Source organism: Bradyrhizobium macuxiense, from assembly GCF_007993935.1.
In the GTDB taxonomy this organism is placed as follows: Bacteria; Pseudomonadota; Alphaproteobacteria; order Rhizobiales; family Xanthobacteraceae; genus Bradyrhizobium; species Bradyrhizobium macuxiense_A.
The window spans coordinates 270,588-294,739 of the sequence record NZ_VITY01000003.1; the positions used below are offsets into that span (position 1 = coordinate 270,588).

The 24,152-nt window shown below is 64.8% G+C and carries 26 protein-coding genes and 1 tRNA gene; 22 read left to right on the top strand and 5 right to left on the bottom strand.

Annotated features, from left to right (window positions below):
- Window positions 1-112: 112 nt before the first annotated feature.
- On the bottom strand, window positions 113-301 hold the full coding sequence (locus tag FBZ93_RS09190; protein ID WP_146985602.1) for a hypothetical protein: 189 nt from the start codon (window positions 299-301) through the stop codon (window positions 113-115).
- Window positions 302-562: 261 nt separating this feature from the next.
- Between FBZ93_RS09190 and FBZ93_RS09195 the strand changes: the two genes are divergently transcribed.
- From FBZ93_RS09195 to FBZ93_RS09220, 6 genes are all read left to right on the top strand, one after another.
- Entirely contained in the window at window positions 563-793 is a 231-nt protein-coding gene (locus FBZ93_RS09195) for a hypothetical protein (RefSeq protein ID WP_050422594.1), read from the top strand.
- 20 nt (window positions 794-813) lie between these two features.
- Entirely contained in the window at window positions 814-1,035 is a 222-nt protein-coding gene (locus FBZ93_RS09200; RefSeq protein WP_146985603.1) for a hypothetical protein, read from the top strand.
- 427 nt (window positions 1,036-1,462) lie between these two features.
- On the top strand, window positions 1,463-2,431 hold the full coding sequence (locus FBZ93_RS09205) for a Bug family tripartite tricarboxylate transporter substrate binding protein (RefSeq protein WP_146985604.1): 969 nt from the start codon (window positions 1,463-1,465) through the stop codon (window positions 2,429-2,431).
- On the top strand, window positions 2,428-2,928 hold the full coding sequence (locus FBZ93_RS09210) for a tripartite tricarboxylate transporter TctB family protein (protein WP_146985605.1): 501 nt from the start codon (window positions 2,428-2,430) through the stop codon (window positions 2,926-2,928). The genes FBZ93_RS09205 and FBZ93_RS09210 overlap by 4 nt, the downstream gene beginning before the upstream one ends.
- Window positions 2,928-4,427, top strand: a complete 1,500-nt coding sequence (locus FBZ93_RS09215; protein WP_146985606.1) for a tripartite tricarboxylate transporter permease — start codon at window positions 2,928-2,930, stop codon at window positions 4,425-4,427. Before FBZ93_RS09210 ends, FBZ93_RS09215 begins: the two co-directional genes overlap by 1 nt.
- Window positions 4,428-4,541: 114 nt before the next feature.
- Window positions 4,542-4,838, top strand: coding sequence for a hypothetical protein (locus FBZ93_RS09220; protein WP_146985607.1), 297 nt, complete (start codon window positions 4,542-4,544; stop codon window positions 4,836-4,838).
- 212 nt (window positions 4,839-5,050) lie between these two features.
- Here the strand turns inward: FBZ93_RS09220 and FBZ93_RS09225 are convergent, their stop codons facing one another.
- Window positions 5,051-7,333, bottom strand: a complete 2,283-nt coding sequence (locus FBZ93_RS09225) for a TonB-dependent siderophore receptor (RefSeq protein ID WP_146985608.1) — start codon at window positions 7,331-7,333, stop codon at window positions 5,051-5,053.
- A 620-nt stretch (window positions 7,334-7,953) separates the two neighbouring features.
- On the opposite strand from FBZ93_RS09225, the gene glyA reads away from it, so the two are divergent.
- From glyA to FBZ93_RS40540, 9 genes are all read left to right on the top strand, one after another.
- A complete protein-coding gene (glyA, locus tag FBZ93_RS09230; protein WP_146985609.1) occupies window positions 7,954-9,252 on the top strand; it encodes a serine hydroxymethyltransferase in 1,299 nt (432 codons plus the stop codon).
- A 19-nt stretch (window positions 9,253-9,271) separates the two neighbouring features.
- Window positions 9,272-9,754 carry a transcriptional regulator NrdR gene (nrdR, locus tag FBZ93_RS09235; RefSeq protein WP_016844999.1) on the top strand — a complete coding sequence of 161 codons (483 nt, stop codon included), beginning with the start codon at window positions 9,272-9,274 and terminating at the stop codon, window positions 9,752-9,754.
- The gene (gene ribD / locus FBZ93_RS09240; protein ID WP_146985610.1) at window positions 9,751-10,899 is read left to right on the top strand and encodes a bifunctional diaminohydroxyphosphoribosylaminopyrimidine deaminase/5-amino-6-(5-phosphoribosylamino)uracil reductase RibD; all 1,149 of its coding nucleotides are present in this window, start codon (window positions 9,751-9,753) and stop codon (window positions 10,897-10,899) included. Before nrdR ends, ribD begins: the two co-directional genes overlap by 4 nt.
- Window positions 10,899-11,507, top strand: a complete 609-nt coding sequence (locus FBZ93_RS09245) for a riboflavin synthase (RefSeq protein ID WP_146985611.1) — start codon at window positions 10,899-10,901, stop codon at window positions 11,505-11,507. The genes ribD and FBZ93_RS09245 overlap by 1 nt, the downstream gene beginning before the upstream one ends.
- 214 nt (window positions 11,508-11,721) lie before the next feature.
- Window positions 11,722-12,213 carry a 6,7-dimethyl-8-ribityllumazine synthase gene (gene ribH / locus FBZ93_RS09250; RefSeq protein ID WP_146985612.1) on the top strand — a complete coding sequence of 164 codons (492 nt, stop codon included), beginning with the start codon at window positions 11,722-11,724 and terminating at the stop codon, window positions 12,211-12,213.
- A 2-nt stretch (window positions 12,214-12,215) separates the two neighbouring features.
- Window positions 12,216-12,710, top strand: a complete 495-nt coding sequence (gene nusB / locus FBZ93_RS09255; protein ID WP_146985613.1) for a transcription antitermination factor NusB — start codon at window positions 12,216-12,218, stop codon at window positions 12,708-12,710.
- A gap of 119 nt (window positions 12,711-12,829) precedes the next feature.
- Window positions 12,830-13,843: a thiamine-phosphate kinase gene (thiL, locus tag FBZ93_RS09260; RefSeq protein ID WP_146985614.1), complete on the top strand. Its 1,014-nt coding sequence runs from the start codon at window positions 12,830-12,832 to the stop codon at window positions 13,841-13,843.
- 221 nt (window positions 13,844-14,064) lie between these two features.
- Window positions 14,065-16,185 carry a sodium-translocating pyrophosphatase gene (locus FBZ93_RS09265; protein ID WP_146985615.1) on the top strand — a complete coding sequence of 707 codons (2,121 nt, stop codon included), beginning with the start codon at window positions 14,065-14,067 and terminating at the stop codon, window positions 16,183-16,185.
- A 224-nt stretch (window positions 16,186-16,409) separates the two neighbouring features.
- Complete coding sequence (locus FBZ93_RS40540; protein ID WP_167528976.1) at window positions 16,410-16,565, top strand: hypothetical protein; 156 nt, start codon at window positions 16,410-16,412, stop codon at window positions 16,563-16,565.
- 15 nt (window positions 16,566-16,580) lie between these two features.
- Here the strand turns inward: FBZ93_RS40540 and FBZ93_RS09270 are convergent, their stop codons facing one another.
- Both FBZ93_RS09270 and FBZ93_RS09275 read right to left on the bottom strand, forming a co-directional pair.
- Entirely contained in the window at window positions 16,581-17,555 is a 975-nt protein-coding gene (locus FBZ93_RS09270) for a Bug family tripartite tricarboxylate transporter substrate binding protein (protein WP_146986001.1), read from the bottom strand.
- Between the two features lie 152 nt (window positions 17,556-17,707).
- Window positions 17,708-18,133: an outer membrane protein assembly factor BamE gene (locus FBZ93_RS09275; RefSeq protein ID WP_246667442.1), complete on the bottom strand. Its 426-nt coding sequence runs from the start codon at window positions 18,131-18,133 to the stop codon at window positions 17,708-17,710.
- 191 nt (window positions 18,134-18,324) lie between these two features.
- Here FBZ93_RS09275 and FBZ93_RS09280 point away from each other — a divergent pair, with 191 nt between their 5' ends.
- The 7 genes from FBZ93_RS09280 (at window position 18,325) to FBZ93_RS09310 (ending at window position 23,168) form a co-directional block, all read left to right on the top strand.
- Entirely contained in the window at window positions 18,325-18,876 is a 552-nt protein-coding gene (locus tag FBZ93_RS09280) for a ubiquinol-cytochrome C chaperone family protein (RefSeq protein WP_146985617.1), read from the top strand.
- A complete protein-coding gene (locus FBZ93_RS09285; protein WP_146986003.1) occupies window positions 18,873-19,460 on the top strand; it encodes a YceD family protein in 588 nt (195 codons plus the stop codon). The genes FBZ93_RS09280 and FBZ93_RS09285 overlap by 4 nt, the downstream gene beginning before the upstream one ends.
- Window positions 19,461-19,781: 321 nt before the next feature.
- The gene (plsX, locus tag FBZ93_RS09290; protein WP_146985618.1) at window positions 19,782-20,843 is read left to right on the top strand and encodes a phosphate acyltransferase PlsX; all 1,062 of its coding nucleotides are present in this window, start codon (window positions 19,782-19,784) and stop codon (window positions 20,841-20,843) included.
- Window positions 20,840-21,817 carry a beta-ketoacyl-ACP synthase III gene (locus FBZ93_RS09295; RefSeq protein WP_146985619.1) on the top strand — a complete coding sequence of 326 codons (978 nt, stop codon included), beginning with the start codon at window positions 20,840-20,842 and terminating at the stop codon, window positions 21,815-21,817. Before plsX ends, FBZ93_RS09295 begins: the two co-directional genes overlap by 4 nt.
- Window positions 21,818-21,947: 130 nt before the next feature.
- The gene (locus FBZ93_RS09300) at window positions 21,948-22,283 is read left to right on the top strand and encodes an integration host factor subunit alpha (protein ID WP_146985620.1); all 336 of its coding nucleotides are present in this window, start codon (window positions 21,948-21,950) and stop codon (window positions 22,281-22,283) included.
- Between the two features lie 128 nt (window positions 22,284-22,411).
- Window positions 22,412-23,005, top strand: coding sequence for a MerR family transcriptional regulator (locus FBZ93_RS09305; protein WP_146985621.1), 594 nt, complete (start codon window positions 22,412-22,414; stop codon window positions 23,003-23,005).
- Between the two features lie 85 nt (window positions 23,006-23,090).
- Window positions 23,091-23,168: transfer RNA gene (locus tag FBZ93_RS09310), tRNA-Pro, on the top strand.
- Window positions 23,169-23,235: 67 nt separating this feature from the next.
- Here FBZ93_RS09310 and FBZ93_RS09315 read toward each other — a convergent pair.
- Window positions 23,236-23,748, bottom strand: a complete 513-nt coding sequence (locus tag FBZ93_RS09315; RefSeq protein ID WP_146985622.1) for a MarR family winged helix-turn-helix transcriptional regulator — start codon at window positions 23,746-23,748, stop codon at window positions 23,236-23,238.
- Between the last annotated feature and the right edge of the window lie 404 nt (window positions 23,749-24,152).

Sequence of the window (24,152 nt, forward strand, 5' to 3'; positions counted from 1 at the left end):
GGCGCTGTCGCCTCCATCGTACTACCCGGTGATCAGCCCTGGGGCGGAGCAGGTCCACGCCGCGGAAGCGGGGATGCTGCTCGCGGCCAGCAGGGCTGCAATGAGCACAGTCTTAGCGGCCATCCCGGCACTTCCGGTAAGGCACGGCCTTCTCAGCAGGTACGGCGTAGGCACGCCATTCGGCGTAGGTGAAGCCGTACTTCTTCATGCAGGCCAGCGCATGCGGAGTGTTGTTCTTGGACTCGGCAAAGGCCGAACCGGTCGAGAGAGCCAATACAGCAGTAATCAAAGCAAATCGCATGGATATCCCCTGGGGTTGAAACGCGGGGAAGATAACGACCTTTGGTGTATCGACAAGGTGGTCATGCGTGAACACCCTGGAATTATTGGAACAGGCCCGACCATTTCGATGCAGGATCGCGAGAAGTATCGTGGCAAAGTCGCGCGGGAAATTATGCGGCCGATGCGTTTTTCATGTTGCACCTGCGAAAATAAATGGGGCCCGGCGAGGAACCATGGCATTCCCTGCGCTTTATCTCGTCTCCCTACGGAGAAGCAGGACATGCTGGTTGAGCGCGAGATCGAGGTGCTGAATGTCGAGGTCGTCGGTGACGCCTACGCGATCGCCTCGAACTATCTGCGCAAATCCGGCGCCATTCCCGACACTTTCGCCACCAATGAGCGCCTGCTCGGCATCATCGTGAAGCTGTTCCAGCGCGGTGAGCTGAACCGGCTCCGCCTCGCCAACAAGGCGATCGCGAAGTTTGAGGCCGAGACGCTGGTGGTCGTCTGAGCGTCAACCCGGAGACTTCAATGCAAGCCGCTATCGATCGGATCATGCAGACGTATGATCTGCTGCTCAACCGCACGTCCGCTGCAAGCGACGAGGCGCGCGCGAAGGTGACGGAGTACGTGCAAACGCTGTTCGATGCGGGCGAGCGCGACACGCATCGGCTCACCGTGTGCGGGCTGACCTATCTGCGCCAGCTCGACGGCAGCACCGACCATGTGAAGGCCGGGTATACCGGGCTGTAGGGGCTGCCTGTTTCGCGGGCTGTCTCCGCGTCATTGCGAGGAGCGAAGCGACGAAGCAATCCATGGTCCCGCATGCGCGGAGCCGCGGATTGCTTCGCTTCGCTCGCAATGACGAATGGATCGTTCGATTTAAATGTCAAACAGCTAGCTCGGTGTCATCACCCGCGAAGGCGCGTCATCCCTGCGGTCACGGTTAGCGTCAATCCAAGACACGTCACGTGGGTGCGGCGATTTGCTGCACGGGCCAGTCGCGCCGTCGGGCTTGCCGAAGGCTGTGGCGAATGGTCGCTAAGGACACGCAGACGCGAGATCGGCGAGCGATTCCACAACCGGTGGGATTCGCGCGTTTCGATCAGCGATGCGGCCACATGACCGGATGCAGCTCGCGATCAAAAGGCTGCCTCTATCAAATCCAGGAGGAAGCCCCATGATCTCGTCCCGCATGCGCCTGTTCGGCGCGGTCGTCGCGCTGCTTGTCGGGGCGAGCAGTTCGGCGCTTGCACAGCAGCTCGAGCTCAAGCTGATGGCGCCCGCGGCGCCCGGCGGCGGCTGGGATCAGACCGCGCGCTCGATGCAGCAGGCGCTGGTCGCCGCCGGTGTTGCGCGCAGTGTCCAGGTCACCAACGTTCCCGGCGCCGGCGGCAGCGTCGGCATCGCGCAGTTCGTCAACGGCGCCAAGGGCGACGGCAACCAGATGATGGTCAACGGCTTCGTCATGGTCGGTGCGCTTGCCATGAACAAATCGCCGGTGACGCTGGACCAGGTGACGCCGATCGCGCGCCTCACCGAGGAAATCCAGGTCATCGTCGTGCCGGCGAATTCGCCGCTGAAGACGGCGCAGGATCTCGCCGCTGCCGTGAAGGCCGACATCGCCAAGGTCACCTTTGCCGGCGGCTCGGCCGGCGGCGTCGACCATGTGATGGCCGCGCTGTTCGCGGGCACGGTCGGCGCCGATGCCAGGAAGATCAACTACATTCCGTTCTCGGGCGGCGGCGAGTCGCTCGCCGCCATTCTCGGCGGCAAGGTCACGGCCGGCATTTCCGGCCTCAGCGAGTACGAGGGCCAGATCAAGGCCGGCAAGCTGCGCGCGCTCGGCGTGACCTCGCCGCAGCGTCTGCCTGGCGTCGACATCCCGACCTTCAAGGAGCAGGGCATCGACCTCGTGCTCGCCAATTGGCGCTCGGTGGTGGCGCCGCCCGGCATCACGCCGGAGCAGCGCAAGGTGCTGAGCGATGCCGTCGAGAAGATGGTGAAGTCGGATGCCTGGAAGGAGATCCTGAAGCAGAAGGGCTGGGATGATGCCTATCTCGGCGGCGATGCCTTCGCGGATTTCCTGAAGAAGGAAATCGCGCGTGTCACCGAGGTGCTCAAGTCCGTCGGCCTCGTGAAGTCATGACACCGGACACGGCTTCCGAAAACCTGCCGCGCGCCCCGGCTCGGCGGGTCGATCGCGCCGGCGTCGTCATCGCGGCCGCGTTGGCCGTGCTCGCCGCCGTGCTGGTGTGGGACGCGAGCAAGCTGCCGTCGACCACGATGTACGGCATGGGGCCGGAGGCGATGCCGGTCGTCATCGCGATCGGCCTCGTCATCCTCGCCGTCGGCAATCTGATCGATGCGCTGCGCGGCAACCTGCCGCCGCGCGAGAGCATGGATCCGAAACCGGTGTGGTTGATCATCGGTGGCCTTGCGCTCCTGATCGCCATCATCGGCTTCGGCGGCGGCTTCATCCTTGCCACCTCGGCGCTGTTCATCACCACATCGGCCGCGTTCGGCCGGCGCGCCGTCCTTGCCGACACGGTGATCGCGCTCGTGATCACGACCCTCATCTATCTCGCGTTCGACAAACTGTTGACGCTGAGCCTTCCTGCCGGCCCGCTGGAGCGACTGCTGTGATGGATACCTTCGCCGCGCTGGCGCATGGCATGGCGGTCGCCATGCAGCCGATGAACCTGCTCTACGCCCTGATCGGCGTTTTCCTCGGCACCGCGGTCGGCGTGTTGCCGGGCATCGGTCCGGCGCTGACGGTCGCGCTGCTGCTGCCGGTGACCTACAAGCTCGATCCCGGCGGCTCGCTGATCATGTTCGCCGGCATCTATTACGGCGGCATGTATGGCGGATCGACCACCGCGATCCTGATCAACACGCCGGGCGAGAGCGCCTCGATGGCGACCGCGCTCGAGGGCAACAAGATGGCCAAGGCCGGCCGCGGCGGCCCGGCGCTCGCGACCTCGGCGATCGGCTCGTTCGTGGCCGGCACCATGGCCACCATCGGGCTCGCATTCCTTGCGCCCTGGCTGGTCGACTTCGCGGTTCGGTTCGGGCCGGAGGATTATTTCGCGCTGATGTGCGTCGCCTTCGTCACGGTGTCGGCGACCTTCGGCGACTCGCCGGTTCGCGGCCTCACCAGCCTGTTCATCGGGCTGACGCTCGGCCTCGTCGGCATCGACAAGCTGACCGGTCAGGCGCGGCTCGCCTTCGGCATTCCGGAGCTGCTCGACGGCGTCGAGGTGACGACGCTCGCGGTCGGCCTGTTCGCGGTGGGGGAGGCGCTCTATGTCGCCTCGCGCCGCCATCACGCCGAGGAGAAGCTCGAGCCGGTGCGCGGCTCGCTGTGGATGACGCGCGAGGATTGGCGGCGCTCGTGGAAGCCGTGGCTGCGCGGCACGCTGTTCGGCTTTCCGATCGGCGCGCTGCCGGCCGGCGGCGCCGAGATCCCGACCTTCCTGTCCTATTCGACCGAGCGGCGACTGACCAAACATCCGGAAGAATTCGGCAAGGGCGCGATCGAAGGCGTCGCGGGACCGGAAGCCGCCAACAATGCGTCCGCCGCCGGCACGCTGGTGCCGCTGTTGACGCTGGGGCTGCCGACCTCGGCCACCGCGGCGATGATGCTGGCGGGCTTCCAGCAATACGGTCTCAATCCGGGGCCGCTGCTGTTCGCCGAGCGGCCCGATCTGGTGTGGGGCCTGATCGCCAGCCTGTTCATCGCCAACGGCATGCTGCTGGTGCTCAACCTGCCGCTGGTGGGCTTGTGGGTGCGGCTGCTCGCGATCCCGCAGCCGTGGCTCTATGCCGGCATCCTGGTGTTCGCGACCATGGGCACGATCGCGGCCAAGCCGTCGGTCGTCGAACTGTCGATGCTGGCTGCGTTCGGTGTGATGGGTTTCCTGATGCGACGGTTCGATTTCCCGATCGCGCCGGTCGTGATCGGATTGATCCTCGGGCCGATCGCGGAAAGCCAGCTGCGCCGCGCGCTCGCGATCAGCCTCGGCGATCCCATGGTGCTGCTGCAAAGCCCGATGTCGGCGACGCTGCTCGGCGTCGCGCTGATCGCGCTGCTGGCGCCGTTCGTGCTGAGGGGACTCGGGCGGTTCAAGGCCAACGAGGATTAGGCCCGACACTGCCAAACATTCGCGTGATCCGGAAATATCCGGACCGCAGTCCCGGTCTTCCGTTCAGCAACGTAGATGCCTCGCCCCGCGAGGCTCAATCAAGGCGGCTGAACAATGAAGACCACATACCTTCTGGCAGCGCTGCTGCTGGCGCCATCGCTCACGACCCTGGTTTTGATGCCCCAAGCCGTGGGTCATGTGCGAACCGACAAGAGCAGCCATCTCGCGCGCGCCGGCGCGCAACCGAGCATCGGCAGTCGATGGCAGGAATCCGGGATCGTCGGCCGCCAGATCGCGGCTCCGCCGTGGAGTGCGGCCTGCACGAACGATCTGGGATCGCAACGATGCGACGAGCCGATGTGGGTCTATGGAAGCCCCGACTATGTCGAGCAGTTCAGGAGTGCATTCTGACGCCGACCCGCGCCGGGCGGAAACCCAGGCATGTAAAAGGCCCGCTCCGGGGCTCGCATTTCGGAGCGGGCCAGTCTGGGCGCGGCAAAGCGTTGCCGCGGCGCGAACCTAGCGCGACATGCTGACACCACGCTGACGGCAGTGGAAAAAGGAGAGGCGGCCGAACGCCGCCTCTTGATGATAGTTTTGTGAACGAAATATTTCGTGGCGGCTCACCATTTGTAGGCGAGGCTTGCCGTGATGCGCCGGCGGTCGCCGTAGTAGCAGGAGCTGATGGTGGCGCAGCTCGCGACGTAAATCTTGTCCGTCACGTTCACGACATTGAGCGCCGCGCGCCAATTGTTGTCCCATTCATAGTGCAGGGCGAGGTCGCCGAGCACGACGCCCGGAACGCGCGCGGTGTTCGCGGTGTCGGCAAAGGACGAGCCGACATAGCGCACGCCGCCGCCGAAGCCGAAGCCCGAGAGCGGACCCTCGCGGAAGGTGTAGTCGGTCCAGACCGAGGCGAGCTCTCGGGGCGTGTTGGTCGGCACGGTGTCGATCAGCGCGGGATTGAGGTCCTTGCTGACGAACAGCTCGTAATTGGTGTAGCTCGCCACCAGCTTGAAATCCCGCGTGATGTTCGCGACCGCCTCGAGCTCGACGCCGCGCGAGGTGACTTCGCCATTCTGGGTCTGGAACAGGGTGTTGTTCGGATCTGTCGTCAGCGCGTTCTTGCGCTTGAGATCGAAATACGCGACGCCGAACCGCGCGTTGAGCCCGGCCGGCTCGTACTTGACGCCGACCTCGGTCTGCTCGGAGGTCTCCGGCAGCAGCAACTGGCCGGCGGCATTGGTGCCGATCACTGGATTGTAGCCGGTCATGTAGGAGACGTAGGGCGCAACGCCGCTGTCGAAATTGTAGATCGCGCCGACGCGGCCGGAGAACTTGCTGTCGTCGCGGCTCTGATCGGCGCCGATCCGGTTGTTGTTGGTGAGATCGACCCAGTCCTGGCGTCCCGACAACACGACCGTCAGGCGGTCGAGCTTGACCTGGTCCTGCAGATAGAGCCCGGCCATGCCCTGGGTCAGATAGCCGTTCTGATACAGCGCGCCGCTGAACGGCAGATTGTTGCCGTAGACCGGATTGAGCACGTTCAGGTTCGTGCCCGCGCCAAAACCCTGGCGATCGTCGATGCCGTAATACTTCAGATCGACGCCGACCAGCGCCGTGTGCTGCAACGCGCCGGTGGCGAAACGGTATTCGAGCTGATTGTCGAGGTTGAGCTGCGTGGCGATGCCGCGGGTGTAGAAATTGCCGCGCGAAATGTCCGCGGCGGCCGGCGTCGTCGCGTAGCCGAGCCCGTAGAGGCCGGCGTAGTAGACGTCGACATGCGCCATGCGCGCGTTCTGGCGGAAGTCGACGCTGTCGGTCACGCTCTTCTGGAACTGGTAGCCGACCATCTCCTGGTCGCGGCGGAACTGGTCGACGCCGGGATCGCCGGCGAACAGGCTGGTCGGAATCCGGCCGAACGGCGCGTTGGTCACGGTGCCGACATAGGGCAGGAAGTTCAGCGCGCGCGTGTTGCTGTGCGAGGCCATGCCGAACACGGTGAGGCTGGTGTCGGCATCGGGCCGCCAGGTCACCGACGGGGCGAAGAAGAAATTGTTGTCGTAGACATAGTCGGTCTGGGTGCCGCCGCCCTGGGCCTGGCCGACCAGGCGATACTGCACCTGGCCGCCTGCCGGCTGTGCCGTCGCGCCGCCGATATCGAACTGGGTGTAGGCGTTGCCGAAATTGTTGACGCCGGTCTCGATATAGCGAATGGGCTCGGCCTGCGGCAGCTTGCTCACCGCGTTGACGAGGCCGCCCGGCGCCGAGCCGCCGTACAGGATGCCGGACGGGCCGCGCAGCACCTCGACGCGCTCGAGATTGAATGGCTGCAGCTTCCAGCTTGCATAGGAAGTGTAGAACAGTTGCAGGCCGTCGAGGAACAGCGACTCGTTCTGCGCGGGGAAGCCGCGGATCATGAACCAGTCGTTGCGGAAATCGGCGCCGTAAGTGCCGCCGATCACACCCGGCGTGTAGCGCAGCACCTCGTCGAACTTGCTGACGATCTTCTGGTCGCGGATCTGCTCGGCGCTGATCACCGTCACCGATTGCGGCGTCTGGATGATCGGCGTGCTGGTCTTGGTGCCGCTCGAACTCTGCCGCGCAAGATAGCCGGTGACCGGACCGTTGGCGCGTTCGTGCCCGCTGCCAGAGCCTGCGGCCTGCGGCTGCGCGGCTTGCGGCTGTGCTCCCGCTGGGGCGACCGTTGCGCGGCGCGAGGCGCTCCGCGCGCGCGTGGTCCGTTGCGAGGACTGCAGCGATCGCGCCGCTTGCCGGTGCGACGGCGCATCGACCGTCACCGACGGCAATTGCGTCTGCGCGAACGCCTCGTCCGCAGCAGCAACCGAAAGCACCACCAACGCCGAAGCAGCAAACCGCCGCGGCCGAATCCATCCGTCCGTCATCCAACGCCCCCGAAGAGAATTTTCTCCGGCGTCGTTATCACGGTGATTTTCGTAAACAGCCTGCGCGCGCTTAGAAGCTATTTAAGCCGTACGCTAAGCTCGCGTGTGTGACCGACAGACAACGGAGTACGTTGCGCAATTGCACGCCTCGCGTGAGACGTTTGAATCGATCCAGTGTTGAACGATTCAAAAATCGAACGATTCAAAATTCGGACGCGAGAGATCATATCGTGACGCGATACATCGCGATCGAACGTGTGACGATCGGGCGCATCGCAAGTTGCGTGGTTCTGTTCTTGCGAAGTGCGGAAGGAGACCATCGACCCCGCGGGGCGCGACCCGGAAGGGGCCCGTCACGTTCCATTCGACGGCCGCCGCCAGCCGCACCGGCCGGCTGGAACCGGGGCCTACGGCGCCCCGGGATCGGGACCGCAGGGCCGGGTGCCGGCCCGCTGGCAATCCCCGCCATCCCCACCATATCTGGCATAATTGACCGCCGGGGACCGCAACCGCTTGGCCATTTTGGGGCGATGTGATAACGCTCTGAAACCAGCTTCGACCGCCACTCGTGACCGTCCGCATCCTGCCTAAAGGCTTGCGGCGGTGGAGATATTTCGCCGATGACCTCATCCCCCAAGACCACTTCCGTGCCCGATTCCTTCTTCACGGCAACCCTCGCCGAGGCCGATCCCGAGATCGCCGCCGCGATCAAGGGCGAACTCGGCCGGCAGCGCCATGAGATCGAGCTGATCGCCTCGGAAAACATCGTCAGCCGCGCCGTGCTGGAGGCGCAGGGCTCGGTGATGACCAACAAATACGCGGAAGGTTATCCGGGCGCGCGCTACTACGGTGGTTGCGAATGGGTCGATGTCGCCGAGACGCTGGCGATCGAGCGCGCCAAGAAGCTGTTCGGCGCCGGCTTCGCCAACGTCCAGCCGAACTCCGGCAGCCAGATGAACCAGGCGGCGTTTCTGGCGCTGCTGCAGCCCGGCGACACCTTCATGGGTCTCGACCTCGCCGCCGGCGGTCATCTCACCCACGGCTCGCCGGTCAACATGTCCGGCAAGTGGTTCAAGGCCGCGCACTACACCGTGCGCCGCGAGGACCAGATCATCGACATGGACGAAGTCCAGAAGCAGGCCGAGCAGGTCAAGCCGAAGCTGATCATCGCCGGCGGCTCGGCCTATTCGCGCGCCTGGGACTTCAAGCGCTTCCGCGAGATCGCCGACTCCGTTGGCGCGTATCTCCTGGTCGACATGGCGCATTTCGCAGGCCTCGTCGCCGGCGGCGTGCATGCCTCGCCGGTGCCGCACGCCCACGTCACCACCACCACGACGCACAAGTCGCTGCGCGGTCCGCGCGGCGGCCTGATCCTGACCAATGACGAGACGCTCGCCAAGAAGCTGAACTCGGCGATCTTCCCGGGCTTGCAGGGCGGCCCGCTGATGCACGTCATCGCCGCCAAGGCGGTGGCGTTCGCCGAAGCACTGCGGCCGGACTTCAAGGTCTACGCCAAGAACGTGGTCGAGAACGCCAAGGCGCTGGCGGAGACGCTGCGCGGCCACGGCCTCGACATCGTCTCCGGCGGCACGGACAACCATCTGATGCTGGTCGACCTCAGGCCGAAGGGCCTGAAGGGCAACATCTCCGAGAAGGCGCTGGTGCGCGCCGCGATCACCTGTAACAAGAACGGCATCCCGTTCGATCCCGAGAAGCCGTTCGTGACCTCGGGTCTTCGCTTGGGCACCCCGGCGGCGACCACGCGCGGCTTCGGCGTCGCCGAGTTCAAGCAGGTCGGGGGCATGATCGCCGAAGTGCTGAACGCGCTGGCGCAGTCGCCGGACGGCAAGGCGCCGCTGGTCGAGGCCGCGATCAAGGAGCGCGTCAAGGCGCTGACCGATCGCTTCCCGATCTACTAAGAGGTAAAGGTCCCGTCGGATGCGCTGCCCGAGCTGCAATTCTCTCGATACGCAGGTCAAGGACTCGCGTCCGACCGAGGACTCCGCCGTCATTCGCAGGCGGCGTGTGTGCATGGCCTGCAACTTCCGCTTCACGACCTTCGAGCGGGTGCAACTGCGCGAGCTCACCGTGATCAAGCGCAACGGCCGCCGCGTGCCCTTCGACCGCGACAAGCTGGTGCGCTCGCTGCAGATCTCCTTGCGCAAGCGCCCGGTGGAGTCCGAGCGGGTGGAGAAGATGGTCTCCACCATCGTTCGCGAGCTCGAAAGCGGCGGCGAGGCGGAGGTCTCCTCGGAGGCGATCGGCGAGATCGTGATGGAGCATCTGCGCCAGCTCGACGACGTCGCCTATGTGCGCTTCGCCTCGGTCTATCGCAATTTCCGCGAGGCCAAGGATTTCGAGGCAGTGCTCGACGAGTTGACCGGCGAAGAGGATCCGCGGCTCGCAACGTTGCGAAAATGATCTTTCGCATTCTCGAAGACCAGTTCGCGCAGAAATCCAAAGAGGCCAAGGCCGCCGATCTGCGCTTCATGCAGCTTGCGCTGGCGCTCGGCCGCCGCGGGCTCGGGCGCACCTGGCCCAATCCGGCGGTCGGCGCCGTGATCGTCAAGGATGGCGTGATCGTCGGCCGCGGCTGGACCCAGCCAGGCGGCCGACCGCATGCCGAAGTCGAGGCGCTAAGGCGCGCCGGTGCTGCCGCGCGCGGCGCCACGCTCTATGTCACGCTCGAGCCGTGCTCGCATTTCGGCCGCTCGCCGCCCTGTGCGGACGCCGTGGTCGCAGCCGGGCTCGCCCGCGTGGTGTCGGCGATCGAGGACCCCAATCCTGACGTCGGCGGGAAGGGGCACGCGAAGCTGCGCGCCGCCGGCATCGCGGTCGATGTCGGGCTGTGCCAGGCGGAGGCCGCGCACGACCATGCCGGACATTTCCGTCGCATCACGGACAAGCGCCCGCATGTGATCCTCAAGCTCGCGGTGTCCGCCGACGACAAGATCGCAGCTCACGGGCACAAACCCGTCGCGATATCAGGCGAGGCGGCGCGGACCCGCGTGCATCTGCTGCGCGCGCAGTGCGATGCGATCCTGGTCGGCATCGGTACCGTCAAGGCCGACGATCCGCTTCTGACCTGCCGGTTGCCGGGCATGGCGGCGCGCTCGCCGGTGCGCGTGGTGCTGGATCGTGCGCTGCGGATCTCGGGCGACAGCCGAATGGTGCATTCCGCGCGCGAGACGCCGCTCTGGGTGATGACGTCTGACTTGGCGGAGGCGCCTGCCGCGGTGAAGCTTGGCGCAGCCGGTGCGCAGGTGATCCGCGTCGCCGCCGGCACGTCTGCGGGGCTCGATCTGCCCGCCGTCTTGCATGCGCTGGCGGAGAAGGGGATCACGCGGCTCTTGGTCGAGGGCGGGTCTCGCGTGGCAAATTCTTTCGTGGCGGCGGACCTTGTCGACGAAATCTGGCTGTTGCGGGGGCCTGACGCGATCGGCGCCGACGGCGTTCCCGCGCTGGACGCAATGCCGCTCGACGCAATCACGCAGTCGCCCGCCTTCGGCCTTCGTGCTAGCGAATCCCTCGGCAAAGACAGTCTCAATATCTATGAGCGTGCGTAATGTTTACCGGAATTGTCACCGATATCGGTGAGATCGTAAGCCTGAAGCCGGTGGCGCAGGGGCAGCTGCATCGGTTGCGGATTGCCTGCGACTACGACCAGACCACGATTGCCGACGGCGCCTCGATCGCCTGCAACGGCGTCTGCCTCACCGTGGTCGCCTCCGGCACCGCCGACGGCAAGACCTGGTTCGACGTCGACGCCGCGGCCGAGACGCTCGGCATGACCACCGCCAAGCATTGGGGGCAGGGCGGCAAGCTCAACCTCGAGCGCGCGCTCAAGATCGGCGATGAGCTCGGCGGTCACATCGTGGCCGGGCATGCCGACGGCATCGCCACCATCGTCAAGCGCGACGATCTGCCGGATATGGCGCGCTTTGAGCTCAGAACCACCCGCGAACTGGCGCGTTTTATCGCGGCGAAGGGGTCGATCACGCTGGACGGCGTGTCGCTGACCGTGAACACGGTCGACGACGTCACGTTTTCGGTGCTGATCATCCCGCATACGCTCAGCGTCACGACCCTGAGCGGCTGGAAGGCCGGCAGCGAGGTCAATATCGAGGTCGATCTGATGGCCCGCTACGCCGCGCGGCTGTCGGAGATGAAATAGCCTCGATCCGGGCATTGCGCCCAAGACCGACGTCCTTATGTGCCAATTCGGTCCGGGCGACTTCCGGCCGGATATCCCATGCATTGCGGACGAAGCCGACCTGAAAAATCAGGCCGATCGCGGTGACATCCGGGCCAGTATTGCCCTTGGCTTTACCGCCTGCTGCGCCTAAAACGCTGCACAAATCCTCCCCAAGTTCCGATTGGTTATTGCAATGGCTGACGCGCGGCGCGCACCCCTGAAGGACCAGACCGACATCACAGGCGCTCGCGTTCTGATCGTCGAGGCCCGGTTTTACGACGACATCCAGGATGCGCTGCTGGAAGGCGCGCTGGCGGAGCTGAAGAGCGCCGGCGCCAGCCACGACGTGATCACGGTGCCCGGCGCGCTGGAGATTCCCGCCGCGATCGCGATTGCGATCGATGCGGCCGAAACGAACGGCAAGCCCTATGACGCGGCGATCGCGCTCGGCTGCGTGGTGCGCGGCGACACCATCCATTTCGAGATCGTCTCGCAGGAATCCTCACGCGGCTTGATGGATCTGGCCCTGAGCCGGAAATTCCCGCTCGGCAACGGCATCCTCACCGTCAACACCGAGGCGCAGGCTTGGGCGCGGGCGCGCGCCAGCGAGCTGAACAAGGGCGGCGACGCCGCGCGGGCGGCGATCGCGATGCTGCGGATCAAACGCCGTCTGGCAAAGGCCTGACCATGGCTGACTCCAACAAATCCGGCAAAGCCCCTGAAAGAAAGGCCAACCGGCGCGGCGCGGCGCGGCTCGCCGCCGTGCAGGCGCTCTACCAGATGGACATCGGCGGCGCCGGCATCAACGACATCTTCGCCGAGTTCGAGAGCCATTGGCTCGGCAACGAGGTCGAGGGCGACAAATATCTGCCGGCGGAAGCTGCGTTCTTCCGCGACGTCGTCTCCGGCGTGGTGCGCGACCAGGCCAAGCTCGATCCCTTGATCGACGAGGCGCTGTCGAAGGGCTGGCCGCTGAAGCGGATCGACGCGATCCTGCGCGCGGTATTGCGGGCGGGCTCCTATGAGCTCGAGCATCGCAAGGACGTGCCTGGCCGCGTGGTGGTTTCCGAATATGTCGACGTCGCGCATGCCTTTGTCGAGAAGGACGAGACCGGCATGGTCAACGCCGTGCTCGACCAGATCGCGCGTCAGTTCCGCGGCGACGAGTTTGTGCGGAACTGAGTGGAGACATATGATTGCTTGACCGTCACCCTGAGGAGGCCGCGTAGCGGCCGTCTCGAAGGGCGACGGCCCGGCTGGGGCCGTGCATCCTTCGAGGCTCGCTCCGCTCGCACCTCAGGATGACGGGTATCGTGTCGCAGAGCGATAAACACACCTCCGGCGAAGACTCCCTGATCGCGCGCTATTTCAAGCCGCTGGCGACCGATCCGGGCGCGTTTGGCCTCGACGATGATGCCGCCGCGCTGCGGGCGGCCGGCGAGGACATCGTCGTCACCACCGATGCCATCGTCGAGGGCGTGCATTTCCTCCCCGATGATCCGCCCGACACGCTGGCGCGCAAGGCGCTGCGGGTGAACCTGTCCGACATCGCGGCCAAGGGGGCTGTGCCGGCCGGCTTCGTGCTGACGCTGGCCGTGCGCAAGGCCGATGAGAGCTGGCTGAAGCCGTTCGCCCGCGCGCTTGGTGAGGACGCTGCCGATTTCGGCTGTCCGCTGCTCGGCGGCGATACCGTCTCCACGCCAGGGCCGCTGATGATCTCGATCACCGCGTTCGGCCGGCTGCCGCAGGGCAAGATGGTGCATCGCGCCGGCGCGCAGGCGGGCGACCGCATGTTCGTCACCGGCACGATCGGCGATGCCGCGCTCGGTCTCGACGTGCTCCAAGGAGGTCCGGTCGCGGCGGCGCTGGCAGACGATGCCTCCGGGCGGGATTTTCTCGCCGCCCGCTACCGTGTTCCGCAGCCGCGCAACGCACTTGCCCATGCCGTCCGCGCCCATGCCAGCGCGGCGATGGATGTGTCCGACGGTCTCGCCGGCGATCTGGCCAAGCTTTGCGCAGCCAGCGGTGTGACGGCCGTGATCAACGTGCCGAGCGTCCCGTTGTCATCAGCGGCCGCGGGGCTCGTCGCACGCAAGGCGATCGGGATCGAGACCCTGGTCGCCGGCGGCGACGACTACGAATTGCTGTGCGCGGTGCCTGGCGATCGCGCAGACGCCTTCCTGCGCGAGGCACGCCAGGCCAAGGTCACCGTGACTGCCATCGGCGGCCTGATTGCCGGTTCGTCGCCACCAAGCTTCCTCGACGGGCAGGGCAGGGAACTGAAATTGCAGCAGCTGTCCTACAGCCATTTCTAGAATTCCCGGCGGACGGCGCCGATTTTCCTTCTAAATAGCTGCCGATATCGGCGTTTTCGGCCGCAGGTGGCGTTGCACAGCGGTAACGATTTTGGCAAGGTCGCGCCCGATTTGAGGCAATCCGTTTTTGGGGAGGGTTGTCCTCGCAAAATAAGCGCCTGCCGCCCCCTAGCGGCACAAGAAGGCGCGGGGGTTACATCAAGGATCTGAGGCAACATTCAATGACAGCTTTATGGTTGATTGTGCTCTGCGGGGCGCTTTCCATCGTCTACGCGATCTGGGCGACCCAGTCGGTCCTGAACGCGGATGCGGGTAATCCGCGCATGCAGGAAATCGCAGGCGCGGTGCGCGAGGGTGCACAAGCCTATCTGCGACGGCAGTACACCACGATCGGCATGGTCGGTATCGTGATCTTCGTGCTGCTGGCCTACTTCCTCGGCCTGCTGGTGGCCCTCGGATTTGCGATCGGCGCGATCCTGTCGGGCGCGGCCGGCTTCATCGGCATGAACGTCTCGGTGCGCGCCAACGTCCGCACCGCGCAGGCGGCGACCACTTCGCTCGCCGGCGGCCTCGAGCTCGCCTTCAAGGCGGGCGCGATCACCGGCCTGCTGGTCGCCGGTCTCGCGCTGCTCGGCGTCACCATCTACTTCATGGTGCTGGTCAAGTTCATGGGTCTGGAAGCGGGCAGCCGCACCGTGGTCGACGCCATGGTGGCGCTCGGCTTCGGCGCCTCGCTGATCTCGATCTTCGCCCGTCTCGGCGGCGGCATCTTCACCAAGGGTGCTGATGTCGGCGGCGACCTCGTCGGCAAGGTCGAGGCCGGCATCCCCGAGGACGATCCGCGCAACCCGGCCACGATTGCCGACAACGTCGGCGACAATGTCGGCGACTGCGCCGGCATGGCGGCCGACCTGTTCGAGACCTATGCGGTGACCGCGGTCGCCACCATGGTGCTCGCGGCGATCTTCTTCGCCAAGACCTCGATCCTGGTGAACATGATGACGCTGCCGCTCGCGATCGGCGGCGTCTGCATCATCACCTCGATCATCGGCACCTTCTTCGTCAAGCTCGGCGCCAGCCAGTCGATCATGGGCGCCCTGTACAAGGGCCTGATCGCCACCGGCATCCTGTCGCTGGTTGGCGTAGCGGCTGTCATCAACTGGTTGATCGGCTTCGGCCCGCTCGAAGGCGCCAAGTTTACCGGCATGGCGCTGTTCGAGTGCGGCGTGGTCGGTCTCGTCGTCACCGGCCTGATCATCTGGATCACCGAATACTACACCGGCACCGACTATCGCCCGGTGAAGTCGATTGCGGCGGCCTCGGTTACCGGTCACGGCACCAACGTGATCCAGGGCCTCGCGGTCTCGATGGAAGCGACCGCGATGCCCGCGATCGTCATCATCGCCGGCATCCTGGTCACCTACAGCCTGGCCGGCCTGTTCGGCATCGCGATCGCGACCGCCACCATGCTGGCGCTGGCCGGCATGATCGTCGCGCTCGACGCCTTTGGCCCGGTCACCGACAACGCCGGCGGCATCGCCGAGATGGCGGGCCTGCCCAAGGAGGTGCGCAAGTCGACCGACGCGCTCGACGCGGTCGGCAACACCACCAAGGCGGTGACCAAGGGCTACGCGATCGGCTCCGCCGGTCTCGGCGCGCTGGTGCTGTTTGCTGCCTACAACGAGGACCTCAAATTCTTCATCAGCGACCCCAGCGCCCATGCCTACTTCCAGGGCGTCAAGCCGGACTTCTCTCTGAACAACCCGTACGTCGTGGTTGGCCTGCTGTTCGGCGGCCTGCTGCCGTATCTGTTCGGTGCGATGGGCATGACCGCTGTCGGCCGCGCCGCCGGTGCGATCGTCGAGGAAGTGCGCCGTCAGTTCCGCGAGAAGCCCGGCATCATGCAGGGCACCGACAAGCCGGACTACGGCAAGGCGGTCGACCTGCTGACCCGGGCGGCGATCAAGGAAATGATCATCCCCTCGCTGCTGCCGGTGCTGTCGCCGATCGTCGTCTACTTCCTGATCTACTTCATTGCGGGCGGCGGTGCGGACGGCAAGTCGGCGGCGTTCTCGGCGGTCGGCGCCATGCTGCTCGGCGTCATCGTCACCGGTCTCTTCGTCGCGATCTCGATGACCTCGGGTGGCGGCGCATGGGACAACGCCAAGAAGTACATCGAGGACGGCCACTACGGCGGCAAGGGCAGTGATGCCCACAAGTCCGCGGTGACCGGCGACACCGTCGGCGATCCCTACAAGGACACGGCTGGCCCGGCGGTCAACCCGATGATCAAGATCACCAACATCGTGGCGCTGCTGCTGCTGGCGATCCTCGCGCACTGAGCGCGCGACATAGACGAATGCAAAACCCCGCGGTGCGAGCCGCGGGGTTTTTGTTTCAAGGGGGGCAGGAAATATCGCACCGTCATTGCGAGCGGAGCGAAGCAATCCATCGCTTCACAAGCGGGGACATGGATTGCTTCGTCGCTGTCGCTCCTCGCAATGACAGTGTATGCCGCCAACGATATCCGCCAAGAACCAGACGCCAACCAAACGGAGATCAATCGATGTCGCTCTCATCCGCCCGGAACTATGCGCTGCGCGCCGCCAAGTCGCAGGATCAGAAGGAAGCCATCGAGCTGCTGTCGCAGGCGATCATGGAGCTGGCGATGTCGATCGAAGCCACCGACGCCAAGGTCAAGAAGATCAACAAGTCGTCGTAGCATTGAAGGCGGCTGCTACTTGACCTCCATCTGCAAGCCTTCCTTCTCGATGATGGCGGCGAACTTCTTCGTCTCGGCGTCGACGAAATCGGAAAACTGCTGCGGCGTGCCGTAGTCGGCGCGCGCGCCCATGCCGGCGATGTTCTTCCTGACGTCGTCGCGTTCCAGCATCGTCTTGATCTGGCGGTTCAGCTCGTCGACCACGGGCGCGGGCGCGGTCTTCGGCAGGAACACGCCGAACCAGGACGCGACGTCGAATTTTGCGAGTTCCGGCGCGCCCTCGCGCATCACAGGCAGATTGGGCGCGGACTCGCTGCGATCCGTCGTGGTGACGCAGAGCCCGTTCAGCTTGCCGTCCAGCACCTGCGGCAGCGACGGATAGAGATTGTCGAACAGGATCTGGATGTCGCCGGCGAGCCCGGCCTGCAATGCCGGGCCGGCGCCACGGAACGGGACGTGCGTCATCTTCAGCCCGGTCAGTTGCAGGAACCAGGCGCCGGTGAGGTGAGGGCTCTGTCCGGTGCCGGACGAGCCGTAGGTGAGCTTGTCGGGGTTCTTCTTCAGAAAGGCGATCAGTTCGGGGATCGACTTGATCCCGGTCGATGGATGCGCCGAGACGATGTTCGGGATCCGGATCATGTTGGAGACCGCCTGCAACTGGTCGGCCTTGTAGGTCAGATTGCGAAAGATGCTGAAGGCGATCGCGTTCGGGCCGGGATTGCCGATCAGGATGGTGTGGCCGTCGCCCTTGCTGCGCGCGACCTCTGATATGCCGATGGTGCCGCCGGCGCCGGAGCGATTCTCCACCACCACCGACTGGCCCCAGAGCGGCTGCAAATGGGCGGTCAGCAGCCGCCCCATCACGTCGGTCGAGCCGCCGGCTGCCGCCGGCACGATGATCCGGACCGTCTCGGTCGGCCGCCAGTCGCCGGCCCCCAGGCTCGCGCGCGGCAGGATCGATGCGGCCGCCAACGCGGCCGTGCCGGACATTACCGTACGACGGGAAAAACTCTTGGCTCTCACGCGCTTACCCCCTGCTCAGGCTCTTGTTTGTGAGCAAGCCTAGGGGACCGCTTGCCCATCGGGCAAGCGCGACAACTTGGCGCAGTTTTTTCGCGCTAAAGCGCGATGCGTTGCGCGCGCTAATTGAAGCTCAGCAGCTTGAACAGCGGTGTCAGGTAGGACATTTCCTGGCCCGACGTCGGCGTGGACCGGCTGACGAAGTCGAAGATCTTGCCGTCCTTGAGGCCGTAATTGGCGAGGCGGCGCACCTGCCGGTTCTTGTCGAAATAGACCGCGATGACGCGCTGGTCGACCACCCGCTGATTCATGAAGGCGACCGGGCGTGAGGTCCGCTGCGAAATGTAATAGAACACCTCGCCGTCCAGCGTTGCGACCGTCGAGGGCGTGCCAAGCACGATCAGCACCTGATCCTGGCTCGCGCCGATCGGAATCTGCTCGAGCGCTCCGTCGGGCAGGATGTAGCCCTTCTGGAATTGCTCACCGGCGCACCCGCCGAGCGCGGTGCCGCAGACGAGGCCAACGACCGCGATGGCGCGGAAGCGCATGAAGAACCCGCGCGCGGAAGCCACGCGAGACGGTTTGGGAAGAGTGTGGTTCATCGGCGGAACTGATCCGTCCCCTTGCATCGGCCGGAGCATTGACGTACCGGGCAGCTCAATGGATTGCAATCATGCCGAGCTCCAATGGGTGAGCCCTCAACAGGCGTCCTTTGGGGGGCCGGCAGCCGGAACCCGCTATGCTTTGGCCGTTCAATCACTTCAAAAGACCCCGGGTGCCCGCGCGCAGCACCATTGAGACCATCTATGGCATGATCGTGACGCAGGCGCGAGAACCGTTGTTTTACCGTGACTTGGGCGTCCCGGACACGGTTAACGGCCGTTTTGACCTGCTTCTGATGCATCTATGGCTGGTGTTGCGGCTACTAAAATCCGTCGATGGTGGCGCGGCGCTGGCGCAGGCCCTGTTCGATCATTTCTGCATCGATATGGACGACAATCTCAGGGAAATGGGCGTCGGTGACCTCACGGTGCCGAAGCGCATGCAGGCATTCGGCGAGGCCTTTTACGGCCGCACCGCGGCCTATGATCTGGCGCTGACCGACAGCGACGAGGCCCTGGCCGAGTCGTTCTGCAAGAACATCCTCAATGGTCAGAACATCGACAAGGCCCGCGGACTGGCCGCCTATGCCCGGGAGGCACTGGCCGAATTGGCGCGCGCCGACCGCGCGGCGCTGACCCAGGGTGAATGGCGCTTTCCGGCGCCACAGCAAGCGGGGAGCGCGGCATGAGCGGCGGCAGCACAGGGCGGCCCGAGCGCGAGCGCGATCCGTGGCGGGTGCTCGTCAACGTCGCGCAGATTCCCGAGACCGGCCTGCATCGTGCGATCGTAGCCGACGAGGCGACGCGCAAGGCGATGGCCGACGTCGCGGAGCTGCGGGAAGTCATCTCCGCGCAGGCGGAGTTCGATCTGCAGCCCAAGCGTGATGGCAGCTATCATGTCACCGGCCGGGTTCAGGCGAGGGTCGGGCAGACCTGCGTGGTGACGCTCGATCCGATCGAGAACGAGATCGATGAGCCGATCGATGTGGTGTTCGCGCCGCCCGAGCAGATCCCGCAAATGGCCGACCTGGTCGACGACGCCGAGGAGAGTGACGAGGAGACCCCGGATCCGCCAGAGCCGATCGTCGGCGGCTTCATCGACATCGGCCGGCTCGCCACCGATGCGCTTTTCCTTGGCATCGATCCGTATCCGCGCAAGGTGGATGCGGTCTTTGAACAAGAGGTTGAAGCGCCTGACCCGGAAAATCATCCCTTCGCCGCCTTGAAGGCGCTGAAGGACAAGGCGGACGGCAAGAAGCCAAAGGGCAGCTGAAGGCAGCCGAGGGGCAGCCGGCGTCACATTTGCGGGGATGGCTTGCCTGCGGCGCTGCGCGAATGGCATTCGCGATCACTTCAAATAAGTGTCACAATACATTGAAATACAATGTATTTCTGATATATCTTAATGCGTTGCGTGACGGTTCGGCCACTGCCTCGTTTGTGGTCAAGAGGTTGTGTCGGACCGCGGACACGCTATTGTCGCGGCCCGGCCGGGACCCCAGTTGGTGTTTCGCCGGGCGCCGTTGACGGCGGTGACTTCAAGCTCGCGGTCTTCGTCTGAAGGGCTGCGGGAGAGCAGGCTTCCGGGACGTTCATGCCTCATAAGGTTCGAATCGCGCTTGACGCCATGGGGGGCGACGTCGGCGCATCCGTCGTCATTCCCGGCGCCGCGATCTCGTTGAGCCGTCATCCCGACAGCGAATTCCTGCTGGTCGGGGACCAGGCCCAGATCGAGCCGGAGCTCGCGAAACATCCCGCGCTGAGGGCGGTATCGAAGGTGATCCATACCGACGTCGCCGTGAAGAATGACGAGAAGCCGAGCCAGGCGCTGCGGCGGACCCGCCGTGCGTCCTCGATGTGGCTGGCGATCGACGCGGTGAAGCATGGCGAGGCCGATGTCGCCGTCTCCGCCGGCAATACCGGCGCGCTGATGGCGATGGGTGGGCTCAATCTGCGGACACTGCCCGGCGTCGACCGCCCGGCGCTCGCCGCGGTGTGGCCGACGCTGCGCGGCGATTCGGTGGTGCTCGATCTCGGCGCCTCGATCGGCGGCGACGCCCGCCATCTGGCGACGCTGGCGGTGATGGGCAGCGCCATGGCGAGCGTGCTGTTCAACCTCGAACGGCCGACCGTCGGCCTGCTCAATATCGGCTCCGAGGAGATCAAGGGCCACGGCGAAATTCGCGAGGCGGCCGAGATGCTGCGCGCGATGAACTCGAACCAGTTCAACTATATCGGTTTCGTCGAGGGCGACGCGATCGGCAAGGGGCTCGCCGACGTCATCGTGTCGGAAGGGTTCAGCGGCAATATCGCGCTCAAGGCCGCCGAGGGAACCGCGCGCCAGATGTTCACGCTGCTGCGCGAAGCGATGTCGTCGAGCTGGCTGGCGCGGATCGGCTACCTGTTTGCCCGCAGCGCGTTCCAGAAGCTGCGCGACAAGCTCGATCCCAACAAGTCGAATGGCGGCCTGCTGCTCGGCCTGAACGGCGTGGTGGTCAAGAGCCATGGCGGCATCAACGCGGAAGGCTTTGCCTATGCGGTGGATGTTGGCTATGAGATGGCCCACTACGATCTCCTCACCAAGATCAATCAGATGCTCAACCGCGACGGCAGCGCCCTGGTGCAGGCGCAGACCGCGCAGGAGGCTGTCTCGTGACTGCGATACGTTCGGTAGTGCTCGGCTGCGGCTCATATTTGCCGGAGCGGGTTTTGACCAATGCCGAACTGGCTCAGCGAATCGACACGTCGGATGACTGGATCGTGCAGCGCACCGGCATCAGCGAGCGGCACATCGCCGCCGATGACGAGTTCACCTCGCATCTTGCGATCAACGCGGCGCGCGCAGCGCTCGCCGATGCCAAGATCGACGCCCAGTCGATCGACCTGATCGTGCTGGCGACCTCGACGCCCGACAACACGTTCCCGGCGACCGCGGTCGCGGTCCAGCACGCGCTCGGCATCAACCACGGCGTCGCCTTCGATCTGCAGGCGGTGTGCTCCGGCTTCGTCTTTGCGCTGACCACCGCCGACAATTTCCTGCGCGCCGGCCATCACAAGCGGGCGCTGGTGATCGGCGCCGAAACCTTCTCGCGCATCCTCGACTGGAACGACCGCGGCACCTGCGTGCTGTTCGGCGATGGCGCCGGCGCCGTCGTGCTGGAGGCGCAGCAGCAGTCCGGCACGACCGACGATCGCGGCGTGCTGACGACGCATCTGCGCTCCGACGGGCGCCACAAGTCGAAGCTGTTCGTCGATGGCGGCCCCGGCTCGACCAAGACGGTCGGCTACCTCCGGATGGAGGGCCGTGAGGTGTTCAAGCACGCCGTCGGCATGATCACCGATGTGATTGTCGATGCGTTCAACGCCACCGGCTTCACGGCGGACGACATCAACTGGTTCATTCCGCACCAGGCCAACAAGCGAATCATCGATGCGTCGGCCCACAAGCTGCATATTGCGCCGCAGAAAGTGGTCTTGACGGTCGACAAGCACGGCAACACCTCGGCGGCCTCGATCCCGCTCGCGCTGTCGGTCGCGGTGAAGGACGGACGCGTCAAGAAGGGCGATCTGGTGCTGTTCGAGGCGATGGGTGGCGGCTTCACCTGGGGCTCGGCGCTCGTGCGCTGGTGAGCGCTTCGCTTAAAAATACGGATATTTCGTCAGGTTCTTTTCCAGCGTGCATGCTGGTCGCTGTTGACCATTGCGCGCTAAGCTTTTAATTTCAGTCAAGAAATTGTTCGCCGAGAGTGCGGGGCAGGCGATGACGACGGGAACCGGAAAAACAGTGACGCGCGTCGATTTGTGCGAGGCGGTCTACCAAAAGGTAGGTCTGTCGCGCACGGAATCGTCGGCGTTTGTCGAGTTGGTGCTGAAGGAGATCACCGATTGCCTGGAAAAGGGCGAGACGGTGAAGCTGTCCTCGTTCGGCTCCTTCATGGTGCGCAAGAAGGGCCAGCGTATCGGCCGCAATCCAAAGACCGGCACCGAGGTGCCGATCTCGCCGCGGCGTGTGATGGTGTTCAAGCCGTCGGCGATCCTGAAGCAGCGGATCAACGGCCACGTCGTCACCAATGGCGACGGCAGCAAGGCCGAGTAGGGCGTTTTCAAGCGAAGTGGATACCCGGTTCGCGTGAAGAAGACGCGCCAGCACCAGAGTCTGGAGTCCCGTTCCGATTCAACTGGAACGGACGAGGCTCCAGGCATTGAAGCCAGAGGAGCTTGCATTTGGACAAGGCGCCGGATGCGTTCCGTACCATCAGCGAAGTCGCGGACGAGCTCGATATTCCCCAGCATGTGCTGAGATTCTGGGAAACGCGCTTCGCGCAGATCAAGCCGATGAAGCGCAGCGGCGGACGCCGCTATTATCGTCCCGACGACGTCGACCTGCTGAAGGGCATCCGCCGGCTGCTCTACGGCGAGGGCTACACCATCCGCGGCGTGCAGCGGATCCTGAAGGAGCACGGCATCAAGTCGGTGCAGGGCATCGCCGACCAGACCGCGGCGGTCTCGTTCGGCGCGGTCGAGGAAGCGGTCGGCAACAGCATGGCCGAGCCCGACGACCTCGAGAGCAATGACGGCCTCGATTTCGACGGCGAGGAGGGCGACGGCGACGAGAAGGGCATCGACTACCGATTCGTCGATCCCGACGAGGATCCGATCCTGTCGACCTACAAGGCGCATGCCCAGCCGGGCAAGGCCTCCGTTGCGCCGCCGGTGCGTCCCTCCGTCCCGGCAGTGGACCGGGAGCGCCTCGAACGCGTGCTGCAGGAACTGGTCGCCTGCCGGCAGATGATCGATACGGCGATGAAGGACGGCTGATCCCGGGAACCGGTGCCCGGATTGCAGCCCTTAAAGGCCTGCTGCGCCTTGCGCGAACGCAGGATCGCAGCTAATGGAACGGCATCGGAGCGTGGCGCAGCCCGGTTAGCGCACTAGTCTGGGAGACTAGGGGTCGGAGGTTCAAATCCTCTCGCTCCGACCATTTTTCAAAGCATTCGGCTTTTCAAAACACGCAGCGGCGTTGATTTCGGCCCGATGCGGCCCGCCGCCTAGGTCTCGAAATCCATCGCGGCGATCAGGCACGCCTTTTCCAGGCGGTTGTTGAGCATCGCGAGCTTGCCGGTGAATTCGGCCAGCTCGTGCTCGCTGAATTCCTCGAACACGGTTTTCTTGAACGCCTTGTGCTGCTCGGCGAGGCCCGCCAGATGCTTTCGGGTCTTGTCGGTCAGCGACAGGCGGACCACACGCGCGTCGGCCGGGGAGGGCGAGCGACGCAGCAACTCCTTCTGCTCGAGCAGCTTCGACTGCGTGGTCACGAACGACGGATCGACATGCAGCAGCTTCGACACCACGTTGATCGGCACGCCATCGTCCTTGTCGAGATCCGAGATCGCGATGAGGATCATCCATTGCGGACCGCTGACGCCGAGCGCCTTGCCCCAGAGCTGGCGGACCCGTTCGAGATGCGAATTGATGGACGAGATCTCGAGCGTAAAGCGCTTGATGATGTCGAGATGCTCGATGGCGCGCAAACGCGCCTGATCCTTCCTGGTCACTGACACAGCTTCCCCTTCCCTAGGTGCCGACTCAGCTTTGTGCTGATTTATTTCTTGTTTCCCGCGTCGACGGGACGTTTTTTCTAGTAAGTCGCTCAGGAAGGCAAGTGAACGTAAAGCAATTATGATGCGTATGTGACGATTGGGCTATTTGGGGTGCGACAAATTTGCCCATGTGCGTGAGGTGGTTACATCGAGCGTTGCTGGCGGGACACAGTGTGGCCGCATTCGCATTCCTGACTTTATAAACTATTTTGTTTGGCGAACGTGCCAATGCATATTGAACCCGGCGGTAGGGGAATCTCGATCGTCCCGTTGCGGTGATCGTTCAAGTCCGCCGCACTCCAGAGATTGATCTGCGGGTGCGGGGTTTGGGGAAAACGGTCTTGGACAATGCGGGAGGATCACGG

Excerpts from the sequence above, each read along its gene's own strand:
- FBZ93_RS09275 (WP_246667442.1), bottom strand. The coding sequence starts at position 18,133 with ATGCGCTTCCGCGCCATCGCGGTCGTTGGCCTCGTCTGCGGCACCGCG.
- FBZ93_RS09225 (WP_146985608.1), bottom strand. The coding sequence starts at position 7,333 with ATGACGGACGGATGGATTCGGCCGCGGCGGTTTGCTGCTTCGGCGTTG.
- glyA (WP_146985609.1), top strand. The coding sequence starts at position 7,954 with ATGACCTCATCCCCCAAGACCACTTCCGTGCCCGATTCCTTCTTCACG.
- FBZ93_RS09195 (WP_050422594.1), top strand. The coding sequence starts at position 563 with ATGCTGGTTGAGCGCGAGATCGAGGTGCTGAATGTCGAGGTCGTCGGT.
- FBZ93_RS09265 (WP_146985615.1), top strand. The coding sequence starts at position 14,065 with ATGACAGCTTTATGGTTGATTGTGCTCTGCGGGGCGCTTTCCATCGTC.
- nusB (WP_146985613.1), top strand. The coding sequence starts at position 12,216 with ATGGCTGACTCCAACAAATCCGGCAAAGCCCCTGAAAGAAAGGCCAAC.
- FBZ93_RS09300 (WP_146985620.1), top strand. The coding sequence starts at position 21,948 with ATGACGACGGGAACCGGAAAAACAGTGACGCGCGTCGATTTGTGCGAG.
- FBZ93_RS09200 (WP_146985603.1), top strand. The coding sequence starts at position 814 with ATGCAAGCCGCTATCGATCGGATCATGCAGACGTATGATCTGCTGCTC.
- plsX (WP_146985618.1), top strand. The coding sequence starts at position 19,782 with ATGCCTCATAAGGTTCGAATCGCGCTTGACGCCATGGGGGGCGACGTC.
- FBZ93_RS09285 (WP_146986003.1), top strand. The coding sequence starts at position 18,873 with ATGAGCGGCGGCAGCACAGGGCGGCCCGAGCGCGAGCGCGATCCGTGG.
- FBZ93_RS40540 (WP_167528976.1), top strand. The coding sequence starts at position 16,410 with ATGTCGCTCTCATCCGCCCGGAACTATGCGCTGCGCGCCGCCAAGTCG.
- FBZ93_RS09210 (WP_146985605.1), top strand. The coding sequence starts at position 2,428 with ATGACACCGGACACGGCTTCCGAAAACCTGCCGCGCGCCCCGGCTCGG.
- FBZ93_RS09205 (WP_146985604.1), top strand. The coding sequence starts at position 1,463 with ATGATCTCGTCCCGCATGCGCCTGTTCGGCGCGGTCGTCGCGCTGCTT.
- ribD (WP_146985610.1), top strand. The coding sequence starts at position 9,751 with ATGATCTTTCGCATTCTCGAAGACCAGTTCGCGCAGAAATCCAAAGAG.
- FBZ93_RS09270 (WP_146986001.1), bottom strand. The coding sequence starts at position 17,555 with ATGTCCGGCACGGCCGCGTTGGCGGCCGCATCGATCCTGCCGCGCGCG.
- nrdR (WP_016844999.1), top strand. The coding sequence starts at position 9,272 with ATGCGCTGCCCGAGCTGCAATTCTCTCGATACGCAGGTCAAGGACTCG.
- FBZ93_RS09215 (WP_146985606.1), top strand. The coding sequence starts at position 2,928 with ATGGATACCTTCGCCGCGCTGGCGCATGGCATGGCGGTCGCCATGCAG.
- FBZ93_RS09220 (WP_146985607.1), top strand. The coding sequence starts at position 4,542 with ATGAAGACCACATACCTTCTGGCAGCGCTGCTGCTGGCGCCATCGCTC.
- FBZ93_RS09280 (WP_146985617.1), top strand. The coding sequence starts at position 18,325 with ATGCTTTGGCCGTTCAATCACTTCAAAAGACCCCGGGTGCCCGCGCGC.
- FBZ93_RS09190 (WP_146985602.1), bottom strand. The coding sequence starts at position 301 with ATGCGATTTGCTTTGATTACTGCTGTATTGGCTCTCTCGACCGGTTCG.
- thiL (WP_146985614.1), top strand. The coding sequence starts at position 12,830 with ATGACGGGTATCGTGTCGCAGAGCGATAAACACACCTCCGGCGAAGAC.
- FBZ93_RS09245 (WP_146985611.1), top strand. The coding sequence starts at position 10,899 with ATGTTTACCGGAATTGTCACCGATATCGGTGAGATCGTAAGCCTGAAG.
- ribH (WP_146985612.1), top strand. The coding sequence starts at position 11,722 with ATGGCTGACGCGCGGCGCGCACCCCTGAAGGACCAGACCGACATCACA.